The organism is Paenibacillus sp. fava2 (assembly GCF_058313675.1).
In genome coordinates this window covers 1,445,936-1,471,280 of sequence record NZ_CM177755.1, presented here as the reverse complement: position 1 = coordinate 1,471,280, position 25,345 = coordinate 1,445,936, and the positions used below count along the sequence as shown (strand labels likewise).

Sequence of the window (25,345 nt, the reverse complement as noted above, 5' to 3'; positions counted from 1 at the left end):
CACTTACCCCGCTGCTGCTGCACCACCATAATGAGCCCCTCCTTCTAACGGACCCTACAGCCCTTATCTATCAGCAAACGGACCCTTTCCTAAGCTAACGGACCTAGGAGCCTTTATTTGCTGACAAAATAGCCAACGAGACGGGTTTTGGGAGTAATAAGCGCACTGGAGTCCGTTAGCTTGGACAAAACGGCTAAAACAAGCAAATAAGGTCGTCTGTGTCCGCTGCAACTGAACCGAACACTCATAAGCCAAGCCGGTTAGGGAAGCACTCAGATGGCAGCCCCGGTAGCGTCAACTTAGGCAGGAAGCCGCGAATCCGCAAGCACCGCTGGAACAGCAGTCCCGGCCCGGCAGCCCTTTTGTCCGGCCCGTTTCACGCAAAAAAGCCCCCATCCGAAGAAGGGAGCTCCCGTCTGCCGCCGTTATGCATCAGCACACGTCTCATTGCCATATCCCTTTTTCTTCTTCAAGGATTATAGGGGATACGCCATGATCTTACAATTACATTTTTACCTTCATGAAGCCTTCCATCCGCTCCAGCGCCTCGGTCAGCTTAGCGGTGGAAGCTGCATAAGAGCAGCGGATATGGCCTTCGCCGCCGCTTCCGAACACATGCCCGGGAACAGCCGCGACCCCTGCCTCCTGCAGCAGCCGCAGTGCGAACTCCTCCGACCGCATTCCTGTGCGGGCAATCGACGGGAAGGCGTAGAACGCCCCTTCCGGCTCGCGGCAGTCCAGCCCGATGCTCCGCAGGCCTTCGACGAACAGCGTTCTGCGCTGCCGGAAGACTCCCTTCATCCGGTCTTTGTCAGCCAGCCCGCTGCGCAGTGATTCCAGGGCTGCGATCTGGCCCAGCACCGGCGCGCACATCGCGGTGTACTGATGGATCTTCAGCATCGCAGCCAGCAGCTCACGGTTGCCGCAGGCGTAGCCCACGCGCCAGCCGGTCATGGCGAACGCCTTGGAGAAGCCGCTGATCAGGATCGTCCGCTCCTGCATCCCGGGAAGCGAGGCAATGCTGACATGTGTGCTGTCATAGGTTAGCTCGGCATAGATCTCGTCTGACAGGACCAGCAGGTTGTGCTGCTTCACCAGCTCAGCAATAGGCAGCCAGTCTTCGTAAGACATCACCGCCCCGGTAGGATTGCTGGGGAAGTTCAGCACCAGCAGCTTGGAACGCGGTGTGATCACCTTTTCCAGGGCTTCAGCCGTCAGCTTAAAGCCCTGCTCTGCCGTAGTCTCCACCTCAATCAGCGTGCCTCCGTTCAGATGGGCAATCGGCGAGTAGGCGATATAGCTCGGCGAAGGGATAATAATTTCGTCGCCCAGAGCAGTGAACGCACGCAGCGCCAGGTCCAGCGCCTCACTGCTGCCCACGGTAACGATCACCTCATCAGCAGCCTGATAGCCCAGTCCGAAGCCGTTAGACAGATAACGCGCAATCTCCTCCCGCAGCTCAGGCAGTCCGCTGTTCGGCGTGTATGTGGTCTCGCCGCGCTCCAGCGCACGGATACAGGCAGCCCGGATATGCTCCGGGGTTTTAAAGTCTGGCTCACCTACGCCAAGTGAAATAATCTCGTTGTTACCCGCTGAGAGATCAAAAAAAGCGCGGATGCCCGAAGGCGCGATCTCCCGCACACGCGGGGCAATCCACCCCTGCGCGTGCGGAGACACCTGCTTGTTAAACACGGCTGGTCACCTCCCGTATGCCTATTCCTTCCGTTGCTGCATGTGCTGCGGCCGCGGCGGCTTCCGCATTATAGCCCTCAGCCACTGCTTCGCCCGGCCCATCCCCTTTCTGCATCAGCTCTGCATTCAGCCCGGCGGCGCCCTTACTCCGCCCCGCATCTTCCCCGCGCTTCCGCAGCGAGCCCTCAATAATCGCATCCAATAGTCCGCTGAATGTATACCCTGCAGCGGCAGCGCTGCGCGGAAGCAGGCTCGTTCCGGTCATGCCCGGCAGCGTATTTACCTCAAGCACGTACGGCACGCCCTTTTGCAGTAGCATATCCACTCTGGCATAGACAGAGCATTTCAGCGCCTTGTAGCAGGCGAACGCTGCCGTCCGCACCCGTTCATGTGTACCCAGTGACAGCTGGATAACCTGCTCATCCGCTCCGCCCTGCTCGTATTTGGCGCTGTAATCGAACCATTCCGCACCCAGCGACTGGATGCCGATCACCGGCAGCAGCTCCCCGCCAAGAATAGCGCAGGTAATCTCCTGCCCTTCGGTGAAGGCCTCGATCAGGATCGCACGATCCTCGGCAAAAGCTTGTTCCACCGCCACACGCAGCCCCTCAGCGTTATCCACCTTGGACATACCGATGCTGGAGCCGCCGGAATTGGGCTTTACCATAACCGGGTAGCCCAGCTGTCCCACAGCTTCCTCTGAATAGTCCTCCATGCTCTCCCAGCACAGCCAATTTGGGGTCAGCACGCCTTTGCTGCGGAGAAGGGTTTTGGACAGATGCTTATCCATGCACAGGCTGCTCGCCAGCACACCGCTCCCGGAGTAGGGGATACCGAGCGTTTCCAGCGTTCCCTGGACCGTTCCGTCCTCGCCGTAGGCACCATGGAGCGCCAGCAGCGCGAAATCCAGCCCTTTTACCGCAGCAACCAGCTGTCCGCGCTCCTCAATTACAACCGGCACCGCCTCATATTTGCTCCGGTCCAGATGCTTCAGCATCTCTTTACCGGTATTCAGCGACACTTCGTATTCAGAGGACACTCCGCCCATAATTACGCCTACTTTTAACATATCCCCATTCCCCTTTTCATCTCATCCGAGTAGTAGTTGCCGTGCTGTCCTGCCGATGATTCCGATTCCCCTGCGTATATCGTCATCCGCCACCCTGGAAAAGCCCAGCCGCAGCGTGTTCTGTCCTGTTCCGTCTGTAAAGAACATCTCTCCCACCGTAAAAATAACCCCCTGCTCCCGGCACGCCGCCAGCAGCTCTCTCGTACTAAAGCCCTCCGGAAACGTGACGAACAGATGTAATCCCCCGTCCCCGCTCACTCTGCAATCCGGCAAAAACTCCTTACAGCACGCCATCGTCAGCTCATATTTCCGCTTATATTCCGTTCTGGCCCGTTTGAGATACTTTTCTAAATTCCCGCCGAGCAAATATTGATACAGTATGGACTGGTCGAGCGTGGAGGTGTGGATGCTGCGTGCTCTTTTGACACTTTCCAGATAATAGATCAGCTCCTGGTCCGCCAGCACCCAGCCTACTCTAAGGCCGGGGAACAGCACCTTGGAAAAGCTCCCCAGATAAATCACACTGTTGCCGCCCCCGGCCGCCGCGATCAGCGGAGCCACATGCGAGCCGGAATAGCGCAGCTCCTCGTTGAACCCGTCCTCAATCACCGGCACACCGTAGTCGGCCATCAGCTTCATCACGCCCAGCCTTTTTTCAGGAGACATGACAATTCCGGTCGGATTGTGGTAGGACGGGACGAGGTAGGCGCAATCATACATCCCTTCCTCCAGCGCCCGCTTCAGCTCACCCAGATGGATGCCGTCACGCTCCATAGCGACCCCACGGATGCCGAAGCCGTTCAACTGCAGGTTTTTGAGCGCCGTATGATGGGTCGGATTCTCGCACAGCACCTTCCCGTGCCACTGCCCCAGCGCTGACAGCACAATATCAAAACCCTCCGTGAACCCGTTCGTAATCAGCAGATCCTTGCCGCGCATGTCTACGCCCTTGTGCTCCATATATTGCTTCAAATAATCTATTAAAGGCTTATACCCCTTGGCATAACCATAGTTCAGCAGAACATTGCCTTCTACTGACATCCGTTCCAGAAAGGCGCGTTTTACATTATCCAGATCGAACAGGCTTTCATCAGGTGCGATACTGGTAAAAGAAATCGTGTCCTTCCCCGCACGGATGCCGCGTTTCATAATATCCAGCTCTTCGGCCAGCAGCGCCCTGCTGCTTAAGCGGCTTTTCCAGTCCACGCTCCAGACGGGTGCTGCTGTATTCTCTGGAAGGGCTGCGTTGCTGACGTAACTCCCCTGCCCCTGCACCGTATAAGCGAACCCGTCATCCTCCAGCGCCATATAGGCGGAGATCACGGAGTTGCGGCTGACCTTGAGCAGCAGGCTCAGTTCCCGGGTAGAGGGCAGCTTCTGCTCCCCCTGGAGGGCACCCCTCAGAATAAGGCTTTTCATATAATCCTTAACCTGCACATACACCGGCCGCCCGGCAATGAGCCTGAAATCATTAAACATCCGTAAGTCGCCCCCTTGTAGCTATCATGGCATAATCTTTTCCGTAAAAAAAGAACCACAGACCCGGCATTTTCCCCCGCCTGTGGTTCCTCTTGTCTGCTTACTCCCCGGATCGCTGGCTGCTCCGGTAGGCTGTCGGCGATACGCCGTTCAGCTGCTTGAACATTTTGCTGAAATGGTATTCCTCGTAGAATCCGCACAGCTTGGCTATTTCCCGCACCGGATAGTCCGTAAACGTCAGGTAGCGGCACGCCTGCTGGTTCTGGATGTGCATATGATATTCCTTCGGCCCCATGCCGGTATATTTCAGGAAAAGCTTGCGCAGATACGAGGCCGAAATGCCGTACTCCTCCGCCAACTTCTCGATCCGGTGATGGTCCATGTAGGCATTCTCAAGCTTGCTTTTAATCTGCTCAAAAGCGGCAAAGGCCCCCGACTCCATCAGATTCCAGTCCGCCCGGACGCTCTGGTGCAGCTTATGAAGCAGAATCTGTGTTTTGGCGCGCGATACGGCCGTTCCGGCAGTCTGCCCCGGCAGCCATTCCTGGTTAATCTCCCGGAACATAGCGCCGATCTCCTCAGCCTGCCGGGGGCCATACTGGCTCAGAAAAGGAAGCCGGAGTGTCTCTATCGGCCGCACATTCTTCCAGACCGCATCATAGCCGAGCTCCGCACAATCGAACAGCAGCATCGTGATGCGCAGCGGGGCTTCCATTTCTGAACGCATGGACATTTTGAGGCCGGGCTTCAGATAGGCGAGCATCCCCGCCTGGACTTTATGCTCCACATTGGTCCGGAAGATCCCCTCACCCTCATGAATCCAGTACAGGCTGTGTACATTGACCATGTTGCGGATGTCCTCCCAGCCCGGAAAGGTCACTTTATCCAGCACAAAATGAATATGCACGCTAAGATCATTCAGGTTATAGGCATTCTCTTCCAAGACGGTCTCCCCTTTGCTGCTGCAGGCGCGATTTATACAAGACTTTATTGTTTTTTTCTATTCAATGCCACAGTGGTAAATGATACTATCCATACTAACACGATGCCTGTAAAAGACAATGCCATCGCACAATAACGGGGAGGCGCACACACTTGTTAAGAACTTTTCGTCAGCATAATATCCGCGTAACAGAGCTACTGGACGGGCCTTGGGATTTCGTGAAGGATCCTTTAAATGCAGGCCTTGAGGAGAAATGGTTTGAGCGTTTTCCACATTCTCGGCAGGCCCTTTACGTCCCTTCCTGCTGGAATAATGAGCTGGGAATGTATGAATATGAGGGCGTAGGCTGGTACCGCAAAAAAATAGTGCTGGCCAGTGAGCAGCATGTCCGGCTGATTTTCCACGCGGTGCAGGGCCACTCCGATGTTTATCTGGACGGGCAGCATCTCGGCTACCACTACGGCGGCTTTACGCCTTTTGAGTTTCTTGTGCCGTCTCTGGCTGCAGGAGAGCATGAGCTGATTATCCGCACGGACAGCACGCTGGACCGCTTTACCATTCCGACGGAGCAGGTGGACTGGTTCCATTACGGCGGGATCATCCGCTCGGTGGAGCTGCAGTTTTTGCCGGACCTCTATATTGAACAGCTGAAGATAGATTATGAGCTGCAGGGTGCGGAGGCTGAGGTGTCTGTACAGGTGCAGTTGCGCTCGTTGTCGACAACTGTGCAGGCGACCAGGCTGGTGCTTAGTGAAGGCGGTCAGGAAATGCACGCGGAGGATGTGCAGGTTGAAGCCGGCCAGGTGCTGGGCCATGTGATTAAGCTGCAGTTGGCGGCGGTCCGCCTGTGGAATGTCGGCCAGCCGGAATTGTATACGTTCCAGCTGCGGACTGCGCATGACGACAAAATTGAGCGGATCGGCTTCCGCACGATTGAGACCAAGGACCACCGGATTCTGATCAACGGCGCCCCGGTCTATCTGAAGGGTGTGAACCGGCATGAGGAGCATCCGGAATGGGGCTTTGCTTTTCCGCCAAAGCTGATGCACAAAGAGCTGGATATCATTCTGGAGCTGGGCTGCAACACCGTCCGGGGCTCCCATTATCCGCAAAGCTCCTATTGGCTTGACCTGCTAGATGAGAACGGGCTTGTATTCTGGAGCGAGATTCCGATCTGGGGTTGCTTCCTGCCGAATGAGACCGTCAGCGAGCCGCTGTTCCGAGACCGCGCGCTGACCATGATTGAAGAGATGATCGGGACGCATTATCATCATCCGAGCGTGGTGTTCTGGTCTGTACACAACGAGATCGATACCCGCACGCAGGAAGCCTATGCATTCACAGAAGCACTGATCGGACTTGTCCGGAAGCTCGATACTTCACGGCTTGTCACCTATGCGACCATGCATCCGCTGGAGGACATTCTGCTGCCGCTGTTTGATGTGATCGGCATCAACAAATATTTTGGCTGGTATGAAGGAGAGGTCAGCGGCTTCAAGGGCATGCTGGAGCAGTTCCATAAGCGGGCGGAGCAGCTGGGAGCGGGCGACACGCCGGTGCTGATGACCGAGTTCGGCGGCGCCGGACTGTCCGGGGACGTCGGCTGGGAGCCGCGGCTGTTCAGCGAGGACTATCAGGCGCATATCGTGACCGAAGCGCTGAACATCTTCCGTGCTGATCCGAAGATCGGCGGCACGTACATCTGGCAGTTCGCCGACATCCGCGGCGACCTGAAGAGCAGCAGCCGAAACTTCCGCGACCGGGCCCGCGGCTTCAACAACAAGGGCCTCGTGAACGAATACCGCAAGCCCAAGCAGTCGTTCCGCGAGGTGCGGCGGATTTATCAGTCGTGGACTGACTGAGGTTTGTTTGGTGGTTGATGGTTGATGGTTGATGGTTGATGGTTGATGGTTGATGGTTGAAAGCCCATGCCTGACGGCATGGGCTTTTTTTTAACCTTACAAACAGGCTAACGGACTCAGATGACGTTATCTTCGCCAATTCGCCCCACGGCCCAATGTAACGGACTCAAATGACCTTATTTGCTGCCGAATCGCGTCTCCGGGTCCATTTGGCGGCAAATAGCGGCTGCTGGGTCCGTTAGATCAGAAAACTGCGCAAAAACCAGCAAATAGCGCCTCCTGGGTCCGTTAGCGGGACCGGGTCCGCAACAAAACAGGCGAACCTGCGCCCCATTCATGGAGTAACTACTGTTAAACTTTGCTACTGGACTTTAATGCTAACTCTCCTGATGAACTCAACTACGGAACTCTGCGCTGGACGTTACTATTGCACTCTACTACTGCAACCTATCGCTGAACTCAACCTCCGTACTCCACTGCAAGAGCACACTATAGGTACTGGCCCCCACTAACTAACATTACAATCAGGATAACGGACACAGATGACGTTATCTGCGCCAATTCGTCCCCCATTCCAACCTAACGGACTCAAATGACCTTATTTGCTGCCGAATCGCGTCTCCGGTTCCATTTGGCGGCAAATTGCGGCTGCTGAGTCCGTTAGTTCAGTAATACTCGCGAAATCCAGCAAATAACGCCTCCCGGGTCCGTTAGCGGTGCCGGGATTGCAACAAAACAGGCGAACCAGCGCTCCCAATCCAAGGAGCAATACCGGTTCGCCTGTTTTTTTGCATATAGTTACTTAATGAAGGAGCCACACTGTTCTGCCGGGCTTTTTCAACATATCCAATGAAGAGCTACAATGCTCCGTTTAGCCTTTTTGCGAAAGTCACTAACAAAGTCCCGTCTTTGCTCCGCCTGGATTATTGGCGAATAGTTACCTAACGAAACCTAACTATTGCCCCGCCTGACTTTTTGCGAGCAGGATGCAGATGCTAACCCGGCTAATGTCCCCTCTTACCGCCCCAGCTCGATCACCGCACAAAGGAACGCCAGTGCCAGTCCCTGCCCCCAGCCCTGCGCCCACTTCCGGTCGATGCCCAGATAGCCGGCCAGGTCGTTCATTACTGCCGTTCCGCCGGATACATTCAGTACACGGCCATTGTCGGCGATATTCTCGAGCAGGCCCTGCAGCGCCCGGTTGACATACTTTCCGTGCAGCGGATTCCCCTGCATGACCATGGCAGCGGCAATTCCCGCTGTAGCCGACACCTCGCCGTACGCTTCCGGATGGTCGAGTACAGTGCCCCAGAGGCCGTCAGGCTTCTGCAGTTTTTTGATCGCTGCGAGCTGGTCGCGGAGTGAGCTGGAAATATGCATATATGGCGGATACAGGTAGGCTTCCGGCAGAATTTTGCCGACTCTGGACATGGTATAGGCTGCCCAGGCGTTGGCGCGTGCCCAGTAGAGGCCTGACATGTGATTCTGCTCAATGTGATTGTATCCGTGGAACCACAGGCTGGTGGTTTCATCCTGCAGATAGTTGATATGCCAGAAGAACTGGTGGAGTGCGTCGTCGATCCACTTTTTCTCTCCAAGAAGCACGCCTGCACGCAATTCGAAGTATGCTGCCATGAACAGAGTGTCGGCCCAGGCCTGCTCCGGGAAGTCATTTTTGGCCGAAACCGTATGCTGGAGCACCCGGTCACCAAAACGCAGAGCCCGGTTCTGCAGATAATCCAGCTTACTGACAATCAGGTCAAGATACTTCTGCTCCTTGGTCTGTTCGTAGAGCGTGAGCAGCATATGGCCCATTGCACAGGTATTAACCGTCCACTCGGCCGGCAGCCCTGCCTCAATATATTCCGCACACCAGTCGGCCATCCGCTCCAGGTAGCTTTGCTCCCCCGTGACTTCAAAAGCCCGGCTGACTCCGTAATAAGCAACACCGCAAGGCCAGTTCCAGGTCAGATCCATGCCAAGGGTGTAATTGACTACGCTGTCGGTAACCTTTTTCAGATCAAGATTAGATAAGTCCAGCTTCATTGTACAAAAAGCCTCCCTGTTGTTTATGTACTGCCGTTATTACACGAGATTAGTCCGGCTGCCTCCCTTGACCTCCACAATCCGGTCATCATCCACGCTGAGCCAGACGGACGCCGCCCCCGGATTCCATACGAACTGCCCTGATGCGGCAAATTTCAGTTGGCGGTAAGCACTAAGGTAGTCGACAATCTCCATGTTGGTGGCATACCAGATGTCCTCCCGCCCGCCGGCCAGCCGGAAGAACTGCTCAATAATTTCCCAATTGCCGTCATTGTCGAACTCGTAGCTGTGGCCCCACACGTACATCATGTACAGATACTGCCGCTTGTTAAGCGAAATGAACTGTTCGCCGAGCTGCAGCAGATTTTCCTTGTGGTGGCACGTCGGCTTCCACTCCAGCAGGTCCTCAGGCATGCCAAACTGTCCGGTACTCGGAACAACTCTGGCATATTCAATGCCCAGATGCGGCAGCACCTGCTTGATCTCCCGGCTGTACGAGCCATTGGGATAAGACATTCCGCGGACTGTATAACCGGTAATAGCCTCCAAACGCTCACGGTCCTCCAAAACCTCCCGGACAACCAGCTCCTGCGGACATCTTGCAATGGTCGGATGGGTAACGGTATGCGCTGAAACTTCATGTCCCTGATACAGCGCTGCAGCTTCCTCTCCGGTAATCCGGTCCCCTTGCCCCAGCAGCCCGGAGTTCAAGTGAAACGTGCCCTTGATCCCGTACTGGTTAAAAATCGACACTAGCCGTCTATCGGCCTTCTTACCGTCGTCGTAGCTCATGGTCAGCACTTTATGCTTGCCCTCCGGAAAAGCCAGATAAATCTTCGGCATCCCTCTGCCCCCTCTGCAAATCTCTCATTATCAAAATCGTATCATGCTCCACCCGGGCACTGGAATGGAAAAAAATAAGCTTCATTTGTAAGATTCGAGCTTTTTTCTGCTAATGTATCCGCTTTCCGGCTCACGTATCCCTGGTCATTGTCATTCTAATCTATCTGTGCTAGTATCCTTTTTGAAATTGAGAGCTGTGGAAAAAATAAACAGGGGTGTTGCAGCATGCGCTTATTCTTGTTAATCGGACAGTCCAATATGGCAGGCAGAGGATCACTGGAGGGGCCGGACATAAACGCGGAGCCTGAGAAAAATATTTATAAGCTGGACGACTACGGGGTCTGGCTGAAAGCAAAAGAACCTGTACATAATGACAAGCCGGCACTGGTGGGTGTAGGACCGGGACTGACGTTCGCCCGGACAGCTCTTGGCATGTTAAACGGGGAAGCGGTCGGGCTGATTCCCTGTGCAGTTGGCGGAACAAAAATCGAGCGCTGGGTACCCGGCGGGGATCTGTATGAGCGGGCTGTCCTGCGGGCACATCTGGCCATGGAGAACGGTCAGCTGAGCGGTATTCTATGGGCCCAGGGAGAGAGCGATTCCGAGCTGGAGGCTGACGCTTCAGCTTACAAAGACCGGTTATTCAAGCTAATCACCAGCCTGCGTGAGGAGCTGAATGCAGAGGATATTCCTTTTATAGCGGCAAAATTGGGCGGATTTATCCGTCCGGAAGAATACCCGTATACGGATCAGATTAACGGGGCGCTGGAGTCAGCTGCAACGGTTTTTGACAAGTTTTTTCTGGCGGAGTCGGCCGGACTTACCCATAAAGGCGACTATCTGCATTATGACGCTGCTTCGGCAAAGGAACTCGGCCGGCGCATGGCCGAGGGCTGGCTGACGTTTCAGTAACACAAAGCTTCTTGCCCGAAGGCTTAAAAAGCAAAAACCCGCGCTGGACGCGGGTTGGCGTGTATTACAGCTGAATGACTGCCGCCGTCCCCGGAGGCGGTGCTGCTGCAGTGCGGAATGTGACGCCCGGCTGGGTCACCGCCAGCAACTGGCGGATCACGCCGCCGTGGGTGACAATCAATACGCGCAGTTTCTGCGGTTTATGACCTTGGAGGACGGCTGCGTCGGCTGAGCTGCTGCTTTTCTGTCTGTTTGCCCTTTGCTGTTCCCGGCACCGGATTGCTCCTGCTTCTGCCTCATGAAGCAGTTCCGTCAGAAACTCCTCTACCCGGGCTGCAAATGCCGCCCAGGCTTCACCTCCCGGCGGTGTAACCGCCGCCGGATCATCAATCCAGCTTCTGTACAGCGGATTATCGCTGAGCTGCTCATAAGTGCAGCCCTCCCATTCTCCGAAGGAAGTCTCCCGGAGACGCGGGTCATATACAGCTTTCTTGTCCAGCCAAGGCACTGCTGCCGCCACAGTCTCCCGGCAGCGCAGCAGATCGCTAGAGTACACCCGCCAGAACTCCCCGGCAAGCTCCGGCAGCTCTTTGCGCGCAGCCAGCTTCACCCGTTCTTCTGGCAGCAGCGGCAGATCGCTGCTGCCCAGATAACGGCGCTCCTTATTCCACTGCGTATGCCCATGGCGCAGTAGTACCAATTCTACAGAATGCTTGCCGCGCGGCTCCCCTTGTTCTGTATTATCCATATTAAACTGCTCAGCCCCCGTTCCATAAGAAGGACGCTGCTGCACACAGGACCACAAATATAGTGGACGACAGCAGCATCAGCCGGGAGGTTACAATAATATCGTCCGGCTCCAGGCTGCGCACGGGTTCGCCCATATAGGCGCGGAACGAGGCCACACCGTGATAGACATTCACTCCGCCCAGGCGGATACCCAGCGCTCCGGCTACTGCCGATTCCGGGTAGCCGCTGTTGGGGCTGGGATGCAGGCGGGCATCACGCCGCACGGTCTGCCAGCATCTGCGCCAATCCAGCTGCAGCAGCCATGCACAGAAGGTTAAGAGCAGCGCAGTGATGCGCGCTGGTATGTAATTCGCCACATCGTCAAGCCGTGCCGAGGCCCAGCCGAGATTGATGTATTTGTCGTTCTTATAGCCGACCATGGAATCCAGTGTGTTAACAGCGCGGTAAGCCATGGCCAGCGGAGCACCGCCAAGCAGCGCGTACAGCAACGGAGAGATGATTGCATCGACAATGTTCTCGGCAACCGTCTCTACCGTGCCGCGCACAATTTCCGGACTGTCCAGCTGTGTCGTATCACGGCCGACGATCATGCTGAGCGCAAGTCTGGCCGCCGGCAGGTCCCCCTTTTTAAGCTCTGCATAGACCGCCATCCCGGCATCTTTCAGCCCTTTGGAAGCAATGGTTGTAGAGATTAGCCAGGCTTCAGCCGCCAACGCCAGCCAAAGCGAGATCTGCGACAGCAGCCAGAGCAGCACAGCTGTTATCAGCCAGCTGCCGCCTGCTACCAGCAGGGGCAGCAGAACACCGGCACGCTTCAGGCTGCGCGGCTGGCGGACACAACGGCGGATTGCCCGCTCTAGCAGGGTGATCGCTTTGCCCATTAACACAACCGGATGGGGCAGGCTGCGGGGATCGCCTATAAGGAGGTCCAGTACATACGCTGCAAGCAGCACCATTGCAACCGTCATGGGCAAGTCCTCCATGGCTGGAATAGTGCTGTGCTTATTTGTTGAGCCCGCCCTATCCGGTTCAACACAGCGTCCATTTGCCGGTTATTAAACACCCGGCGCAGATGAATGTTCATTCGCCATTCTTCCTTGCCTGCTCCTGCACAGCACGCACCGAGCGGAGACTGCCCGTTACCGCTGCATATACCAGCCTGCCAATCGCTCCGCCAAGATCAGTCGCTGTACCGGCGTACACATGCTCAGCCCCGTAACGGCGGCTTCCGCTGACTGCCAGTACGATTGCATCCGTGGTAGTCCCTGTAGCGGCCAGTCCATTCTCGGGATCTGTGATACCGAGGTCGGCCAGGGCAGCGGCCTTGGCTTCGGTTGCCGTAATCACGGCGTTCACCATAGCAGACGGAGTCAGGAGACCGTCTATGCCAAGCATAATATTGATCGTACCCGGGCGGTAAGCCTTCAGCACACTCCGCTCCACCCCGGCACGGGCCGCATTGCCCGCAGCTGCAGTCACGCAGCAAAAAATCCCTGCCGAGCCGGTATCCTCCTCGGCAACCGCCGCATGCTCCAGCGGCACTGCCGTCATCAGACCCGCGCTGCCCTCCTGCGGGTAACCCCACTCTGCCAGCTTATTCTCCATATCACGCACCGGATTGCTGCACTCATAGTCACGGCTGACATACTGGTTCACAGCCCGCTTCAACCGGCCCATTCCTCCGCCGTACACTGCACTGGAAATACTATACGCCTCTGCCGGAAATTCAAGCAGCAGATGCTCCTCTTTCCACTCCAGCACCAGCCCGGGCCAGACGCCGGAGCAGAACGACCGTTCTCCGCCAGCAAGCCCGAAAGGAGTCTTTACTTCTGCCATACCTAATCACACCCTTTACTTTTACTTTTTCTTTTAGGTTACTTTCCCTGTACACTCTACTTACTTACTCTACTTTTACTCCACTGATTCTATGGTACTCCCTCTACCCTTACTATTCACTCATTCCGCTCACGATACCATTTATGTTACTGTCTGCTCCACTGCCGTAAACATTTAGTTGGATTTTAGACACCTGATCATCTCATTTACAGGAAATTTTTATTATTAATTGGAAAAACATCACCTATTTCAGCCCGAAATCCTCTTTACGGGCAAAATCAGTGGAATTAAGTATTCTTTTTCCACTTAGTTTATTCCCGCCAGTAGCTGGCCCCAAAATAGATGACGAAATTCCACTTAATTGAATTGAAATGCTCAGCGGAGCAAATTTCCTCCCTAGAAGTTACCTGCCTTCTACCAAACTATGTACCGCAACCACATAATCAGCCTTGATGCCCTTATCCCCACCAGATGGGTACCCATGCATACCATAACACTCGCAGCATCTAGTAGTATCCAGTAGCATTTAACAGCACACATAAGCATTCTGTAGCATACTAATGCATTCAGTAGATGTCTAGTTTCATTCAGCAGCATTCTGTAGTATTCATAGCATCCAATAATACCTGGCCGCGTTAATTTGCTAGCCCTGCAGCATCCAGCCGCCGCAAAACTTACTCGCCCGCCAAAACCGCCTCCAGCTCCCGCAGCAGCCGGGCGTTGTCCTCCGGCCCCTTGACGGCCGTGCGGATATGCCCGGCGGCGAGGCCCGGGTACATCGCGCAGCTGCGCACGAGGATGCCCCGGCGGCCAAGCTGCTCCTGCGCGGCCGCAGCTGTCCACCCTTCCGGCAGCTCCGCCAGCAGGAAGTTCGCTTCGCCCGGCGGCACGCTGCAGCCGAGCCGCCGCAATCCCGCCCGCAGCAGCTCCCGCTCTGCTGCGATCAGCGCACGCGTGCGCGCGGCATACCCGCGCCCGCTGCGCAGACACGCTTCCCCGGCCAGCTGCGCCAGGCCGTTCACGCTCCAGGTCACCTGCTTGCCGCTCATCCTCGCGGCAAGCTCCGGAGCTGCTATGGTGAAGCCCAGCCGCAGCCCCGGAATGGCAAAAAACTTCGTCATCGAGCGGATCAGCACCGTATGACGGAACCCGGCCAGCTCCGGCAGCAGCGATTGCCTCCGCTCCTCCGGGATGAAGTCGATGAACGCTTCATCCACGGCAAGCAAGGTCCCGCAGGCCTCTGCCTTGCGGGCCAGGAGCCGCAGGTCGTCCAGCGCATACTGGACGCCGTTGGGATTGTTCGGCTGGCCGAGGAACAGCAGATCCACCTGCTCCAGCAAACCGGCGATTTCTTCCGCCTCCGCCCGGTACTCCTGTTCCTCCGTTCCCTGAACAGAGAGCACCTCTGCGCCGAACTGCTCGGCCAGCTGGCGGTACTCGGAGAAGCAGGGCTCGACGATCCCCACTCTGCGCGGGGCTGCAGCCAGCAGCAGCAGCGCCATGGACTCCGCCGCCCCGTTGCCCACAGTAATCCATTCTGCGCTGACGTCCAGCTCGGCAGCCAGCAGCACTTTTAACCGGCGGTGCCCCGGATCAGGATAGGCCGTGACGGCAGCCGCAGCATCCTGCAGCAGCTCCAGCACGGCAGGCGGCGGGCCGAGCGGGTTAATATTGGCGCTGAAATCAACAAAAGTGCTATCCCCGTCCCCGCTGCCTCCCCCATAAAGCTCCGCTGCCGTCAGCAGATCCCCGCCGTGGCCATATTTTTCAAGCATCGTTACACTCCCTCTGCTAGTCTCGTATTGAGTTACCCATAGCCCCAATTATTGCCTTTCCCGCAGAAGCGCGTCAATAATGGATGTGGGACTTTTTTGCCAATGTAACCGGCACGCACGAATCTCCCCCGCTCTTGGCCCCTACCAGCTCCCCATTCGCTCAACATAGCCTAATCTGCTGAAATACACTTTCTATTTTGTGAAATGCGGGCTTTTAGTTTAGAATAAATGCAGTAGTTAACCATGTACAGGCGGAGGAATTCACTATGCTCTTTATTGATAACACCGGCATTACAGACGCTTCGATCAACCTGGCCATTGAGGAGTTCGCGCTCAAAAACCTCCCGATGGACGACAGCTACCTGCTCTTTTATATCAACAGCCCGTCCATCATCATCGGCAAGCACCAGAATACAATCGAAGAGATCAATCAGGAATATGTAAAAGAAAACAACATTCAGGTCGTACGCCGGCTCTCCGGCGGCGGAGCAGTGTACCATGACCTTGGCAACCTGAATTTCAGCTTCATCACCAAGGATGACGGCGAATCGTTCCACAACTTCCTCAAATTCACCCAGCCGGTCATCGACTATCTGCAGTCCATGGGAGTCAATGCTGAGCTGAGCGGACGCAACGACCTGCAGGTCGGCGAGCGCAAAATCTCCGGCAACGCCCAGTTCTCCACCCGCGGACGGATGTTCAGCCATGGTACCCTGATGTTCGATCTGAATCTCGATGATGTACAAGCTTCCCTGAACGTGAACCCGGAGAAATTCAAATCCAAGAGCACCAAGTCCGTACGCAGCCGGGTTGCTAACATCAAAGACCTGCTCGGCAATACAGAAATGACGATTGAGGAGTTCCGTGAGGGGCTGCTGCGCTCGATCTTCGGCATGGAGGCTTCCGAGGTTCCGCAGTACAAGCTGACAATGGATGACTGGGTCCGCATCAATGAAATCTCCAAGGAGCATTACCAGAACTGGGACTGGAACTACGGCCTGTCGCCGAAGAGCAATGTGAAGCACACCCGCAAATTCCCGGCCGGCCTCGTCGATATCCGCATGGATATTGAGGATTCCCTCATTAAAGATATCAAGATTTACGGCGATTTCTTCGGCGTCGGTGACGTAGCGGATGTCGAAAATGCGCTGCGCGGCAAGCGTTACGAGGATGCTGAGGTCAGAGAGGCGCTGTCCGGGCTTGATCTGAAGCATTATTTTGGACGGATTGAGCCGGAGGACTTTATCGGTCTGGTATTCCTGGAGGAATAGCCGATCGGGCCTATCTTTTATTCGCAGGTACAATAAAACCAGCCAATTCCGGGCACCCGGGGTCGGCTGGTTTTTTAATAGAATCCGCTTATGCCTTAGCTAGTCTGCGTTTCCGGTACAGCAGGAGTCCTGCCGCAGAATAAACCATTGTAAGCAGGGTGATCATAATAAGCTCCCGTCCCACTTCCGCCAGACCGGCACCATCATTCAGAATTTGATTAAAGGCACTGGCAGTATGCGTAAGCGGCAGCAGATCTGTCATGCCAAAAGCGCGCCCGTGTATAGTAAACAGATTCAGCTCCGGAAGGGGAAACATGCTGCCCGAAAAAAACATCAGTATAAAAAACGGAAAACAGCCGACCGTCAGCACATCAAATACCGTGTTCAAAAAGCTGGCCACAATCAGGCTCACTGCAACCATAGCGATACTCGACAGCACCCCGACAGCCAGAATAGCACCAAAATGCCCTTCCGGTTCATAACCTAATCCAAGGGCCGTCCAGTACGACAGAACAACCGCACCGGAGGCAACAGCCGCCTGGGTAATGCAGATTCCGCCCAGAAAGTTAAAAGCGCCAAGCCGGCTGAGCTTGAGCCGAAGCAGTGTTTTTTTGTCATTCTCCTTCACAATGGAGGCCGAGGCTGTGAACAGAACCATTAGTACAGCAAGAGAGATCAGCCCCGGGACGTAGCTTTCGAATTCGTTTAGGGGCTGTTTTTTCTCAACAAAGGTTTCCTGTATAACGGCCGGAAGCGTGATCTTTGCTGCGCTCATTCCCTGCCTGTTCACCTGCTCGGCCGCCCAGACTGCTGCCACAGGATACCTCACATTCCCCATACTTCCGTAAAAGCTTACCTGCGCCTGTACCTCGCTGACCTTCCTTCCTTTAGCCTTGGACGCAAGTGCCGCTGAATAGTCCTCCGGAATGACCAGGCCGATATCGATTTCCTTTTCTTTTACCTTAGTCTGCAGCTCATCCCGATTTGGAAAGCTTCTTATATTAAATACCGGAGACCCGCCCGCCTGCCCCTCCATCTGCTCCAGACTGCTGATAAGCTGAGCCGACCCACGCCCCGCATCCAGATTCAGAACGCCCAGCTTATAGGTAACCGCGTCTCCTCCGTAAAAAAAGGACATCAGCAGCAGAAAAAACGGCGAGAACAGCAGCACCATGGCGAGCATTTTCCAGTCCCGGATACTCTCCCTGACGGACTTGTTAACCGCTGCCGCAAGCCTCATTCCCGCAGCCCCCTTCCGGTCAATGCAATGAACGCATCCTCAAGCGTCCGTTTGCGGATTGTCATATCCAGAGTCTGGATCTGGTGAGCCCTCAGCCTCTGCTGCACCTTCGGAATCCATTCAAGAACGCTTCCTCCGCCAAGGAGGAACAGTCCATCGGTGTAGGTTTTTTCTGTACATTCCGGCGGCATCGTCTGCAGAACCTTCTCAGCCAGCTCCCTGCTGATTCCGGTCACCCGGAGCTGCAAAAGCTCTCCCGTGCCCGCCTTGGCCTTAAGCCTGGCAGGGATGTCCAGCAGCAGTATTTTTCCGTGATCCATAATGGCTACCCTGTCCGATAGTCTGTCAGCTTCATCCATGTCATGTGTAGTAAGGATTACCGTCTTATCCCGGGCCAGTCCTCTGATGAAGTCACGCACCAGAATTCTGCTCTGCGGGTCAAGTCCCGCCTGCGGCTCATCCAGAACGATCAGCGGCGGATCGTGGACAAGCGCCAGCGCGATATTCAGTCTCCGCTGCATCCCGCCTGAGAGCGTCCGGCCCAGCTTGTTTCTTTTATCCCACAGGCCCAGTGCGTGCAGCAGATTTTCTGCCCGGTTGCCCGCTGCCCTGGAAGAGAGTCCATAGGCGATGCCTGCAAAACGCAGCTGCTCCAGGCAAGTCAGCAGCTCCCAGATGACAATCTCCTGCGGACATAATCCGAGCATCGGCTTAATCTGCTCATAGCTGCCGGAGGTCATTGGTATGCCATTGATATGAATCCGGCCTGAGTCCGCTTTTAGCAGCCCGCACACCATCCTGATCGTGGTTGTTTTGCCTGCTCCGTTGGGCCCCAGCAGGCCGAACACTTCCCCTTTGTGCACTGTGAAGCTTATGTTGTCTACGGCTGACACTGTACCATAATGCTTGCTCAGACCCGTCACCGCCAGAACCGCCTCATTCTCCATGCAGCACCTCTTATTCCATTTATTTCTAAAATGGTGATACGACCAATTTATCAGAGCTTTTGCGGAAAGGCAGTGAGCTACCGCTCATTCCCCCTGGCGGCTGCCTCCTCTTTGCACACCGCCTGCCCAACCAACGCCAAAAAAGCTCCCCGCTGCAGACAGCGGAGAGCCTTATCCTGCCCTTCCGGGCTCCCTCCTCTTTTAGGAGGGGGTAATAACGAACACATAGACAACCAGCAGCAGTGTGAGCACAATGCATACCTTCTCTACGCCGCTGCCCTTCTTCGTACCGGTGCTCATCAGCTTCAGACGAAGCTTGAAGGGCAGCGGCGGCAGCGGGGTAATCCCGCGCTGGGTCAGTGAGTCGGCCAGCAGATGCAGCGCATACGACAGGCCTCCGGCAATCCACAGGCTGCCGCCGTCATTCATGCCAAGGGAGACAAAGTACAGCAGTGCCCCCCAGCCGGCCACCGCATACAGGGTATGCGTGATTCCCCGGTGCGGAACAACAGAAGCTACCACAAGTATGCAGGCGGCGATGTAGTTCCACGGATCATAATCGTCAGCGAATGCAAACAGCGCGAGAGCGATAAGCAGCATAACCAGCTGCCGCAGCCTTCTGCCCGGAAGGAATGATACACTGCCCACGAGCAGTGCCAGCACGATATGCCATGGCGGTTCAGCGATGCCGGCAAAATAAAGATAAATCGCCGCGCCGATCAACGCCACCTGCAGCAGCCTCAACGCCGATTCCGGTACAGCACTGCGTACCAGCAGCGAATTCGGCTCATCAATATCGGGCAGCAGGGAGCTGACCGCCGCTACAGCAACTGCCGGAACCGTGATTTCGTAACCGAGCAGATTCATCACAGAGAGCGTAATCCCGGTGCTGATAATAAAATGGGATTTGCCCATCATCTTTGAAACCGCCCCTTTCTAGGATGTCAAAAATAAGAACAAATGTGCGGTTACCAAAGTATACTAAGAGAGCGTTTTTTTGTCTAGCCTGCGGCTGTAATAATCGCTTCAAAGCCCTTTAGCCGCCGGGCTTCCTTATAGTTTTGGCTTGTCCTCCCCTGTGTTTTAGGATACAATTTGGACAACTTGATACGTTTTCTGTATTTCATGAAAGGATGACGATTGTGAGCCGCTCGCGAATCGCTGATCTCAGCCTGCTGCTGGTGGCGCTAATGTGGGGCTGTACCTTCCTGATCGTCCAACATGCCGTCAGGGTACTGCCGCCGCTTGCCTTCAACAGCATCCGGTTCACAGGCGCCGCCTTGCTGCTGGCGCTGATTACGGCTGTCTTTTACCGTCATGAATGGAAACAGCTGAGCTGGCGTATGGTACTGCATGCCCTGCTGCTGGGCCTTTTTCTGTTCATGGGCTACGGTCTGCAGACGATGGGACTGCTGTACACAAGCACCTCCAATACCGGGTTCATCACCGGCCTGTCCGTTGTGATTGTCCCCTTCCTGTCGCTTGCGCTGCTGAAGCATTCCATCTCCCGCTACACATGGCTTAGTGCAGCTATTGCCGTTGCAGGACTTTATCTGCTGGCCTTCACCGGCTCGGCATTTTCGCTTGGGCTGGGCGATAGCCTGGTTCTGCTCTGCGCGGTCGCTTTTGCTCTGCAGATCGCCTATACCGGCGTGTATGCGCCGCGGTATCCGGCACTGCCGCTGGCAACACTGCAGCTTGCTGTTGTCGGGCTGCTCAGCATTGCTGCCTCGCTGATCTTTGACGGCAGCGGCCCGCTGCTGCAGAGCCGGGAGCTGGTCAGGGAGCCCGATGTGCTCTGGGCGCTGCTGATCTCCATCGGGCCGACCAGCGCGTTTGCCTTCTGGATTCAGACCGCCTGCCAGAAATACACCACACCGTCCCGGGTGGCCATTATCTACGCGATGGAGCCGGTGTTCGCCGCTTTTACCGGACTTGTCTTTGGCGGTGAAAAGCTCGGTTTGTCCGCCGGGCTTGGCTGCCTGCTCATCCTTGCGGCTATGCTTACTGCCGAGCTCAGTCCTGCGCCTGACAAGGAGGGACGCTCAGAAGAGGATGCCGTTCCTTTAGCTTCATCAGACGGATAATTTCATTTATACTAGTACAATAACCTTTAGGAGAGAACACGAATGTACAAATTGATTGCTATCGACATCGATGACACACTGATTAATGATGACAAGGAAGTGACCCCTGCCACACAGACCGCACTCGAACAGGCTGTTGCTGCAGGCGTTGTAGTTACACTGGCAACCGGCCGCGCTTATGCTTCTGCCCAGGCTATTGCCCGCCAGACCGGCCTTAATGTGCCGATTATTACTTATCAGGGCGCTCTGGTTAAGAACCTGATGGACGAAAAAGTGCTCTACGAGCGTTATGTACCGCAGGATGCTGTACGCAAGCTTTTCCAGTATTGTGTGGAGCATGATCTGCACCTGCAGACTTATATTGATGACAAGCTGTATGCGCGTGAAGAGAACCAGAAGCTGATTGAATATTCCCAGCTGAACCGCACCCAATACTTCATTGAACCAGACTGGGAGAACAAGCTTGTTCCGCAGAAGACCCCAAAAATGCTGATCATCGACGACCCGGCCTACCTGGACGAGCTGTCCCCGATCCTGCGTGAGCTGCTGGGCGATTCTGTTCACATTACCAAATCCAAGCCGCACTTCCTCGAAATCATGCACAGTGAAGGCACCAAGGGCATCGCGCTTGAGTTCCTGGCAGGCCACTTCGGCTGCGAGCTGTCCGAAACGATTGCTGTCGGCGATTCCTGGAATGACCATGAGATGCTGGAGGCAGCCGGTCTTGGTGTGGCTATGGCCAATGCCATTCCTGCGCTCAAGGAAATTGCCGATTTCGTCACCCTCAGCAACAATGAAGACGGCGTAAAGTATGCGATCGACAAGTTTATTTTGAAGACAGTAGAATAGTTTTTTATGTATAGTAAAAGGGTGCGCTGCTGCCGGTTTTCCAATCAACCGGCGCAGCGCACCCTTTTTATTGCTTACCATCCTCTTATAAGGCTGATCTGGGTAACACGCAAATCCCACGTCGTCTCGCAAGCCCGCTTCCGGCTAAAATTCCGCTCCGCGCACCTTCGCATACACTTTGCTGTCATGCAGCTCTCCGTCAAAACCGCGGGTGCTGAGCCGCAGAACACCATCCAGCTTATAACCGGCACGCTCTGCTACGGCAGCGCTTTTGGCATTGCGTCCGCTGCAGCGGATTTCAATCCGGTTAGCTTCAAGCTCATGGATGGCGAAATCCGTAATCGCATTTACTGCCTCTGTCATGTACCCTTTTCCGGAGCAGGAGGTTCTGATCCAGTAACCCAGTTCGAAAGAACGGATATCCCAGTTGATATGGTGTAGCCCGCTGCAGCCGACAAAGGTCCCATCAGTCTTGTTATAGATGCCCATATGCATGTTAGTGCGCTTCAGATAATTGATCCGCGCTTCCCGTACGAAGATTTCACTTTCCTCAGGCGGCTGCGGCTTTTGGGCGAAGATCATCCAAGGCTGCAGCTCCTTCAGACTCTCTATGATAGCCTCGTTCATCTCTGCCCCGTCGCCCCAGCGCGCCGCGCGGATCAGGAGCCTGTCCGTTTCTATACTTTCAGGAATATCAAGCAGAATTGGAATTACCGGTTCAGACATCTTGTTAGCCTCCTATTTGTCTAATCAAATCTCCTTTCCGGAATTATATTTGGAAAACCTTTTTCTGGAAGTGATAAATCTTATGTGCATTCGACCGCCTGCGCCGGAATCAAAGGCATTTTTGCCCTTCATTTCGCTCATTCCGCGGCCTGCGCTGGAATCAAAGACATTTTTGCTCTTCATTTCGCCCATTCCGCCGACTCCACCGGAATCAAAGGCATTAATGCCCTTCATCTCCACAGCCCCCCTAATGTAGTTGGAGTCCTCCCCCACAAAAATGTAGACTTTATACATGAGGAGGATGAGCACAATGGGAAAAATGTCCGAACAGAGAGAGAAGGCTGCACAGGAGGTCTTGTCTGGCATTAAGGCAGCGGTTGTTGCTAGAAAATATGGTGTTACCCCGGGTACGGTGAATCAGTGGGTAAGGGATTATCGGGAACAGCATGGCGAACAAGAGCATCCCTATCCCCAGGAGCAGGCAGAAGAGCTGAAGCGCCTTCTTGAGGTCGAGCAGAAATACGAGAAAGCCGTCAAAATGCTTGGAGAAAAAGATCTGGAGATCGAGATTCTACGTGAACTGCTAAAAAAGCCAACCCCTGCTTATCCGAGAAAATCAAGGTAGCCGAGCGGTTCATTAAGCAGGGGAATTCAGCAGTCCTGGTGCTGCGTATCATTGGGCTGGCGGAGTCCACATACTATGACCACATCAAGCGCAAGTTGCAGTCCCCGCAAGCAGCTCAAGGTGGGCGCGGGAGACCTGTACCGGGTTATTCCCTTACGGAGTCAGGGGAGAAGATTAGCGACGAGCAAATTCAAGAGTGGCTTCTGGAATTGATTTCTGGAGAAGAGCACGTGTACGGGTACAAGCTGCTTGCGGAATGCTTGTGGAATCAGTACAGGTTAAAGCTGAACCATAAGAAGAGCTACCGGCTGTGTAAGGCACTAGATATCCTGCAGCCACAACGTCAGAAGCGCTTCAAGCATCCCCGGAAGCTGCCAGAGAACCGAGTCATCACCGGATGTAACCAGCTCTGGCAGATGGACATTAAATATGGTTACGTCGCGGGTCGCGACAGGCATTTCTTCGTCCTTAGCATTATCGATGTATTCACCCGTGTCATCGTCGGCTACTACAGAGGATCGTCGTGTGAGGCGAAGCATGTCTGTCAGACGCTTTGGAGAGCGATGGACTCTCACTGTACGAATCACAGCGAACGCCCAGTGATACGAACCGACAATGGACCACAGTTCGTGAGCCACCTTTTTGGAGATATGTGCGAAGGTTGGGAGATTACACACGAACGGATTCCGCCTCGAACGCCGGATCTCAGTGCTTTTATTGAATCGTTCCACAGCAACATGGAGAGAGATCTATTTGGCAAGGAAGAATTCGCAACGTTTGAAGACGCCTATGAAGCCGTAGACGGGTACATGGACTTCTACAACAACCGCAGAATGCATACCAGTCTTCGCAGAATGCCACCGGCCAAATTTTCAGAGTGGGTCATGAGCCTAGAAGACCGATCCGCCTTCTTCTGGCCGAGGAAAAAGGCGAAATAAAGAGTAAGTCTACGACAAGAGTCGATTTTAAATAGGAGACTCCGGAATTAGGGGGTCGCACCGTCATTTCGCACATTCGGCCATCTGCGCCGGAATCAAGGGCATTTTTGACCTTCATTTCGCTCATTCCACGATCTGCGCCGGAATCAAGGGCATATTTGCCCTTCATTTCGCACATTCCGCCGCCTGCGCCGGAATCAAGGGCATTTTTGACCTTCATTTCGCACATTCGGCCATCTGCGCCGGAATCAAAGGCATTTCTGCCTTTCATTTCGCTCATTCGGCCATCTGCGCCGGAATCAAGGGCATTTCTGCCTTTCATTTCGCACATTCGGCCATCTGCGCCGGAATCAAGGGCATTTCTGCCCTTCATTTCGCTCATTCGGCCATCTGCGCCGGAATCAAAGGCATTTCTGCCTTTCATTTCGCTCATTCGGCCGCCTGCAGCCAAATCAAAGGCATTTCTGCCTTTCATTTCGTACATTCGGCCATCTGCGCCGGAATAAAGGGCATATTTGCCCTTCATTTCGCACATTCGGCCATCTGCGCCGGAATCAAGGGCATTTTTGCCCTTCATTTCGCTCATTCGGCCGCCTGCGCCGGAATCAAGGGCATTTCCTCCTTCTCCTAACCGTTCAACCGTTCAGCCGTTCAGCCCGACTCTACACCCGCTCCAGCGCAAGCCTCATACCCGTAACTGCCAGAGTAACGCCCTCGGGCAATATGTAGTCCTTGCGGATATCCACATCATGCGACATATGCGTATAGACGGTACGGGCCGGCTGGACCACTTTCAGCAGCTCTGCTGCTTCCGTCATATCATACACGGAGCGGGTGGACAGCTCAGCCGCTTCATAATAGAAGCTGGTGCCCAGCACCAGCAGGTCAGCTCCGTGCATCGGAGCGTACTCCTCCGGTCCGAGTGAGATGGAATCGGAGCAATACACCCATGTATACTCAGCCTTCTCCAGCCTGTACGCGTAAGAGTAGCCGTTCTTGCCATGATTCACCCGCCAGGTGCTGATCTGCCAGCCGTCCAGTCCGATCCCCTCGTCACAGGCAATCATATCAATATGACCGCCCAGCCACGGGTACTGCCGCTGAATAATCGGGATTACCTCGGCCGGAGCATACAGCTCTCCTCTGTAGCCCATCCAGCGGCAGGCGTCCGCCCATTCCGGTAGCCCGCCGATATGGTCAAAATGGGCATGAGTAATCAGCAGCCTGCGCATGCTGCGCAGCCCCTGCTGCTCCATCTGCCGCCGCCAGTCCGGCCCGCAGTCAATCGCAAAGAAATCACTGCCGTTATCTATAAGCACGGATGAGCGCAGCCGGGCATTTAACCCGCCAGTTCTCGCCTCCATGCAGGTCTCACAGCTGCAGTACACCCGGGGTACGCCCATTGCGTCGCCCGTCCCCAAAAACACCAACGTATCCATCTGCACTCACTCCTTC

Annotated in this window: 24 protein-coding genes; 7 read left to right on the top strand and 17 right to left on the bottom strand. The window is 55.1% G+C overall.

The annotated features are described in order from the left end of the window. Positions 1-504: 504 nt before the first annotated feature. The 4 genes from AC4G46_RS06525 to AC4G46_RS06510 form a co-directional block, all read right to left on the bottom strand. Entirely contained in the window at positions 505-1,692 is a 1,188-nt protein-coding gene (locus tag AC4G46_RS06525; protein ID WP_491127206.1) for an aminotransferase class I/II-fold pyridoxal phosphate-dependent enzyme, read from the bottom strand. After that, complete coding sequence (locus AC4G46_RS06520) at positions 1,685-2,761, bottom strand: D-alanine--D-alanine ligase (protein WP_491127205.1); 1,077 nt, start codon at positions 2,759-2,761, stop codon at positions 1,685-1,687. Before AC4G46_RS06520 ends, AC4G46_RS06525 begins: the two co-directional genes overlap by 8 nt. Before the next feature lie 21 nt (positions 2,762-2,782). Next, positions 2,783-4,240 carry an aminotransferase-like domain-containing protein gene (locus AC4G46_RS06515; protein ID WP_491127204.1) on the bottom strand — a complete coding sequence of 486 codons (1,458 nt, stop codon included), beginning with the start codon at positions 4,238-4,240 and terminating at the stop codon, positions 2,783-2,785. A gap of 100 nt (positions 4,241-4,340) precedes the next feature. Then, entirely contained in the window at positions 4,341-5,183 is an 843-nt protein-coding gene (locus tag AC4G46_RS06510) for a helix-turn-helix transcriptional regulator (protein ID WP_491127203.1), read from the bottom strand. A gap of 152 nt (positions 5,184-5,335) precedes the next feature. On the opposite strand from AC4G46_RS06510, the gene AC4G46_RS06505 reads away from it, so the two are divergent. Continuing rightward, positions 5,336-7,045 (top strand): glycoside hydrolase family 2 protein, encoded by a 1,710-nt coding sequence (locus AC4G46_RS06505; RefSeq protein ID WP_491127202.1) that lies wholly within the window; start codon positions 5,336-5,338, stop codon positions 7,043-7,045. 1,017 nt (positions 7,046-8,062) lie between these two features. Here AC4G46_RS06505 and AC4G46_RS06500 read toward each other — a convergent pair. After that, positions 8,063-9,091, bottom strand: coding sequence for a glycoside hydrolase family 88/105 protein (locus AC4G46_RS06500; RefSeq protein WP_491127201.1), 1,029 nt, complete (start codon positions 9,089-9,091; stop codon positions 8,063-8,065). 39 nt (positions 9,092-9,130) lie between these two features. Beyond that, complete coding sequence (locus tag AC4G46_RS06495; protein ID WP_491127200.1) at positions 9,131-9,934, bottom strand: polysaccharide deacetylase family protein; 804 nt, start codon at positions 9,932-9,934, stop codon at positions 9,131-9,133. A 225-nt stretch (positions 9,935-10,159) separates the two neighbouring features. Here AC4G46_RS06495 and AC4G46_RS06490 point away from each other — a divergent pair, with 225 nt between their 5' ends. Beyond that, positions 10,160-10,846 carry a sialate O-acetylesterase gene (locus tag AC4G46_RS06490; RefSeq protein WP_491127199.1) on the top strand — a complete coding sequence of 229 codons (687 nt, stop codon included), beginning with the start codon at positions 10,160-10,162 and terminating at the stop codon, positions 10,844-10,846. Between the two features lie 64 nt (positions 10,847-10,910). On the opposite strand, the gene AC4G46_RS06485 is transcribed toward AC4G46_RS06490, so the two are convergent. The 4 genes from AC4G46_RS06485 to cobD form a co-directional block, all read right to left on the bottom strand. Beyond that, a complete protein-coding gene (locus tag AC4G46_RS06485) occupies positions 10,911-11,639 on the bottom strand; it encodes a histidine phosphatase family protein (RefSeq protein WP_491127198.1) in 729 nt (242 codons plus the stop codon). Then, positions 11,605-12,564 carry an adenosylcobinamide-phosphate synthase CbiB gene (cbiB, locus tag AC4G46_RS06480; protein WP_491127197.1) on the bottom strand — a complete coding sequence of 320 codons (960 nt, stop codon included), beginning with the start codon at positions 12,562-12,564 and terminating at the stop codon, positions 11,605-11,607. The genes AC4G46_RS06485 and cbiB overlap by 35 nt, the downstream gene beginning before the upstream one ends. A gap of 112 nt (positions 12,565-12,676) precedes the next feature. Next, positions 12,677-13,432: an adenosylcobinamide amidohydrolase gene (locus AC4G46_RS06475; protein ID WP_491127196.1), complete on the bottom strand. Its 756-nt coding sequence runs from the start codon at positions 13,430-13,432 to the stop codon at positions 12,677-12,679. Between the two features lie 674 nt (positions 13,433-14,106). Beyond that, positions 14,107-15,207 (bottom strand): threonine-phosphate decarboxylase CobD, encoded by a 1,101-nt coding sequence (cobD, locus tag AC4G46_RS06470; protein WP_491127195.1) that lies wholly within the window; start codon positions 15,205-15,207, stop codon positions 14,107-14,109. A 266-nt stretch (positions 15,208-15,473) separates the two neighbouring features. Between cobD and lplA the strand changes: the two genes are divergently transcribed. After that, on the top strand, positions 15,474-16,478 hold the full coding sequence (lplA, locus tag AC4G46_RS06465) for a lipoate--protein ligase (protein ID WP_491127194.1): 1,005 nt from the start codon (positions 15,474-15,476) through the stop codon (positions 16,476-16,478). Positions 16,479-16,566: 88 nt separating this feature from the next. Here the strand turns inward: lplA and AC4G46_RS06460 are convergent, their stop codons facing one another. The 3 genes from AC4G46_RS06460 to AC4G46_RS06450 all read right to left on the bottom strand — a co-directional run bounded on the left by AC4G46_RS06460 (position 16,567) and on the right by AC4G46_RS06450 (position 19,583). After that, positions 16,567-17,718, bottom strand: coding sequence for an ABC transporter permease (locus tag AC4G46_RS06460; RefSeq protein WP_491127193.1), 1,152 nt, complete (start codon positions 17,716-17,718; stop codon positions 16,567-16,569). After that, the gene (locus AC4G46_RS06455) at positions 17,715-18,665 is read right to left on the bottom strand and encodes an ABC transporter ATP-binding protein (RefSeq protein ID WP_491127192.1); all 951 of its coding nucleotides are present in this window, start codon (positions 18,663-18,665) and stop codon (positions 17,715-17,717) included. Before AC4G46_RS06455 ends, AC4G46_RS06460 begins: the two co-directional genes overlap by 4 nt. 201 nt (positions 18,666-18,866) lie before the next feature. Next, positions 18,867-19,583 (bottom strand): metal-dependent hydrolase, encoded by a 717-nt coding sequence (locus AC4G46_RS06450; RefSeq protein WP_221803955.1) that lies wholly within the window; start codon positions 19,581-19,583, stop codon positions 18,867-18,869. A 224-nt stretch (positions 19,584-19,807) separates the two neighbouring features. On the opposite strand from AC4G46_RS06450, the gene AC4G46_RS06445 reads away from it, so the two are divergent. Both AC4G46_RS06445 and AC4G46_RS06440 read left to right on the top strand, forming a co-directional pair. Further along, complete coding sequence (locus AC4G46_RS06445) at positions 19,808-20,752, top strand: DMT family transporter (protein WP_491127191.1); 945 nt, start codon at positions 19,808-19,810, stop codon at positions 20,750-20,752. A 42-nt stretch (positions 20,753-20,794) separates the two neighbouring features. Further along, positions 20,795-21,601, top strand: coding sequence for a Cof-type HAD-IIB family hydrolase (locus AC4G46_RS06440; RefSeq protein ID WP_068722176.1), 807 nt, complete (start codon positions 20,795-20,797; stop codon positions 21,599-21,601). A 144-nt stretch (positions 21,602-21,745) separates the two neighbouring features. Here AC4G46_RS06440 and AC4G46_RS06435 read toward each other — a convergent pair whose 3' ends face one another. Both AC4G46_RS06435 and AC4G46_RS06430 read right to left on the bottom strand, forming a co-directional pair. Continuing rightward, complete coding sequence (locus AC4G46_RS06435; protein ID WP_491127190.1) at positions 21,746-22,327, bottom strand: GNAT family N-acetyltransferase; 582 nt, start codon at positions 22,325-22,327, stop codon at positions 21,746-21,748. Positions 22,328-22,351: 24 nt separating this feature from the next. Then, positions 22,352-22,561, bottom strand: a complete 210-nt coding sequence (locus AC4G46_RS06430; RefSeq protein ID WP_491127189.1) for a hypothetical protein — start codon at positions 22,559-22,561, stop codon at positions 22,352-22,354. A gap of 76 nt (positions 22,562-22,637) precedes the next feature. Here AC4G46_RS06430 and AC4G46_RS06425 point away from each other — a divergent pair, with 76 nt between their 5' ends. Both AC4G46_RS06425 and AC4G46_RS06420 read left to right on the top strand, forming a co-directional pair. Beyond that, positions 22,638-22,952 (top strand): helix-turn-helix domain-containing protein, encoded by a 315-nt coding sequence (locus AC4G46_RS06425; RefSeq protein WP_491124359.1) that lies wholly within the window; start codon positions 22,638-22,640, stop codon positions 22,950-22,952. A gap of 38 nt (positions 22,953-22,990) precedes the next feature. Further along, complete coding sequence (locus AC4G46_RS06420; protein WP_491127188.1) at positions 22,991-23,890, top strand: IS3 family transposase; 900 nt, start codon at positions 22,991-22,993, stop codon at positions 23,888-23,890. Here the strand turns inward: AC4G46_RS06420 and AC4G46_RS06415 are convergent. Then, positions 23,835-24,476, bottom strand: coding sequence for a hypothetical protein (locus tag AC4G46_RS06415; protein WP_491127187.1), 642 nt, complete (start codon positions 24,474-24,476; stop codon positions 23,835-23,837). The genes AC4G46_RS06420 and AC4G46_RS06415 overlap by 56 nt on opposite strands. A 76-nt stretch (positions 24,477-24,552) precedes the next feature. Continuing rightward, entirely contained in the window at positions 24,553-25,329 is a 777-nt protein-coding gene (locus AC4G46_RS06410; protein ID WP_491127186.1) for an MBL fold metallo-hydrolase, read from the bottom strand. Positions 25,330-25,345 lie beyond the last annotated feature (16 nt).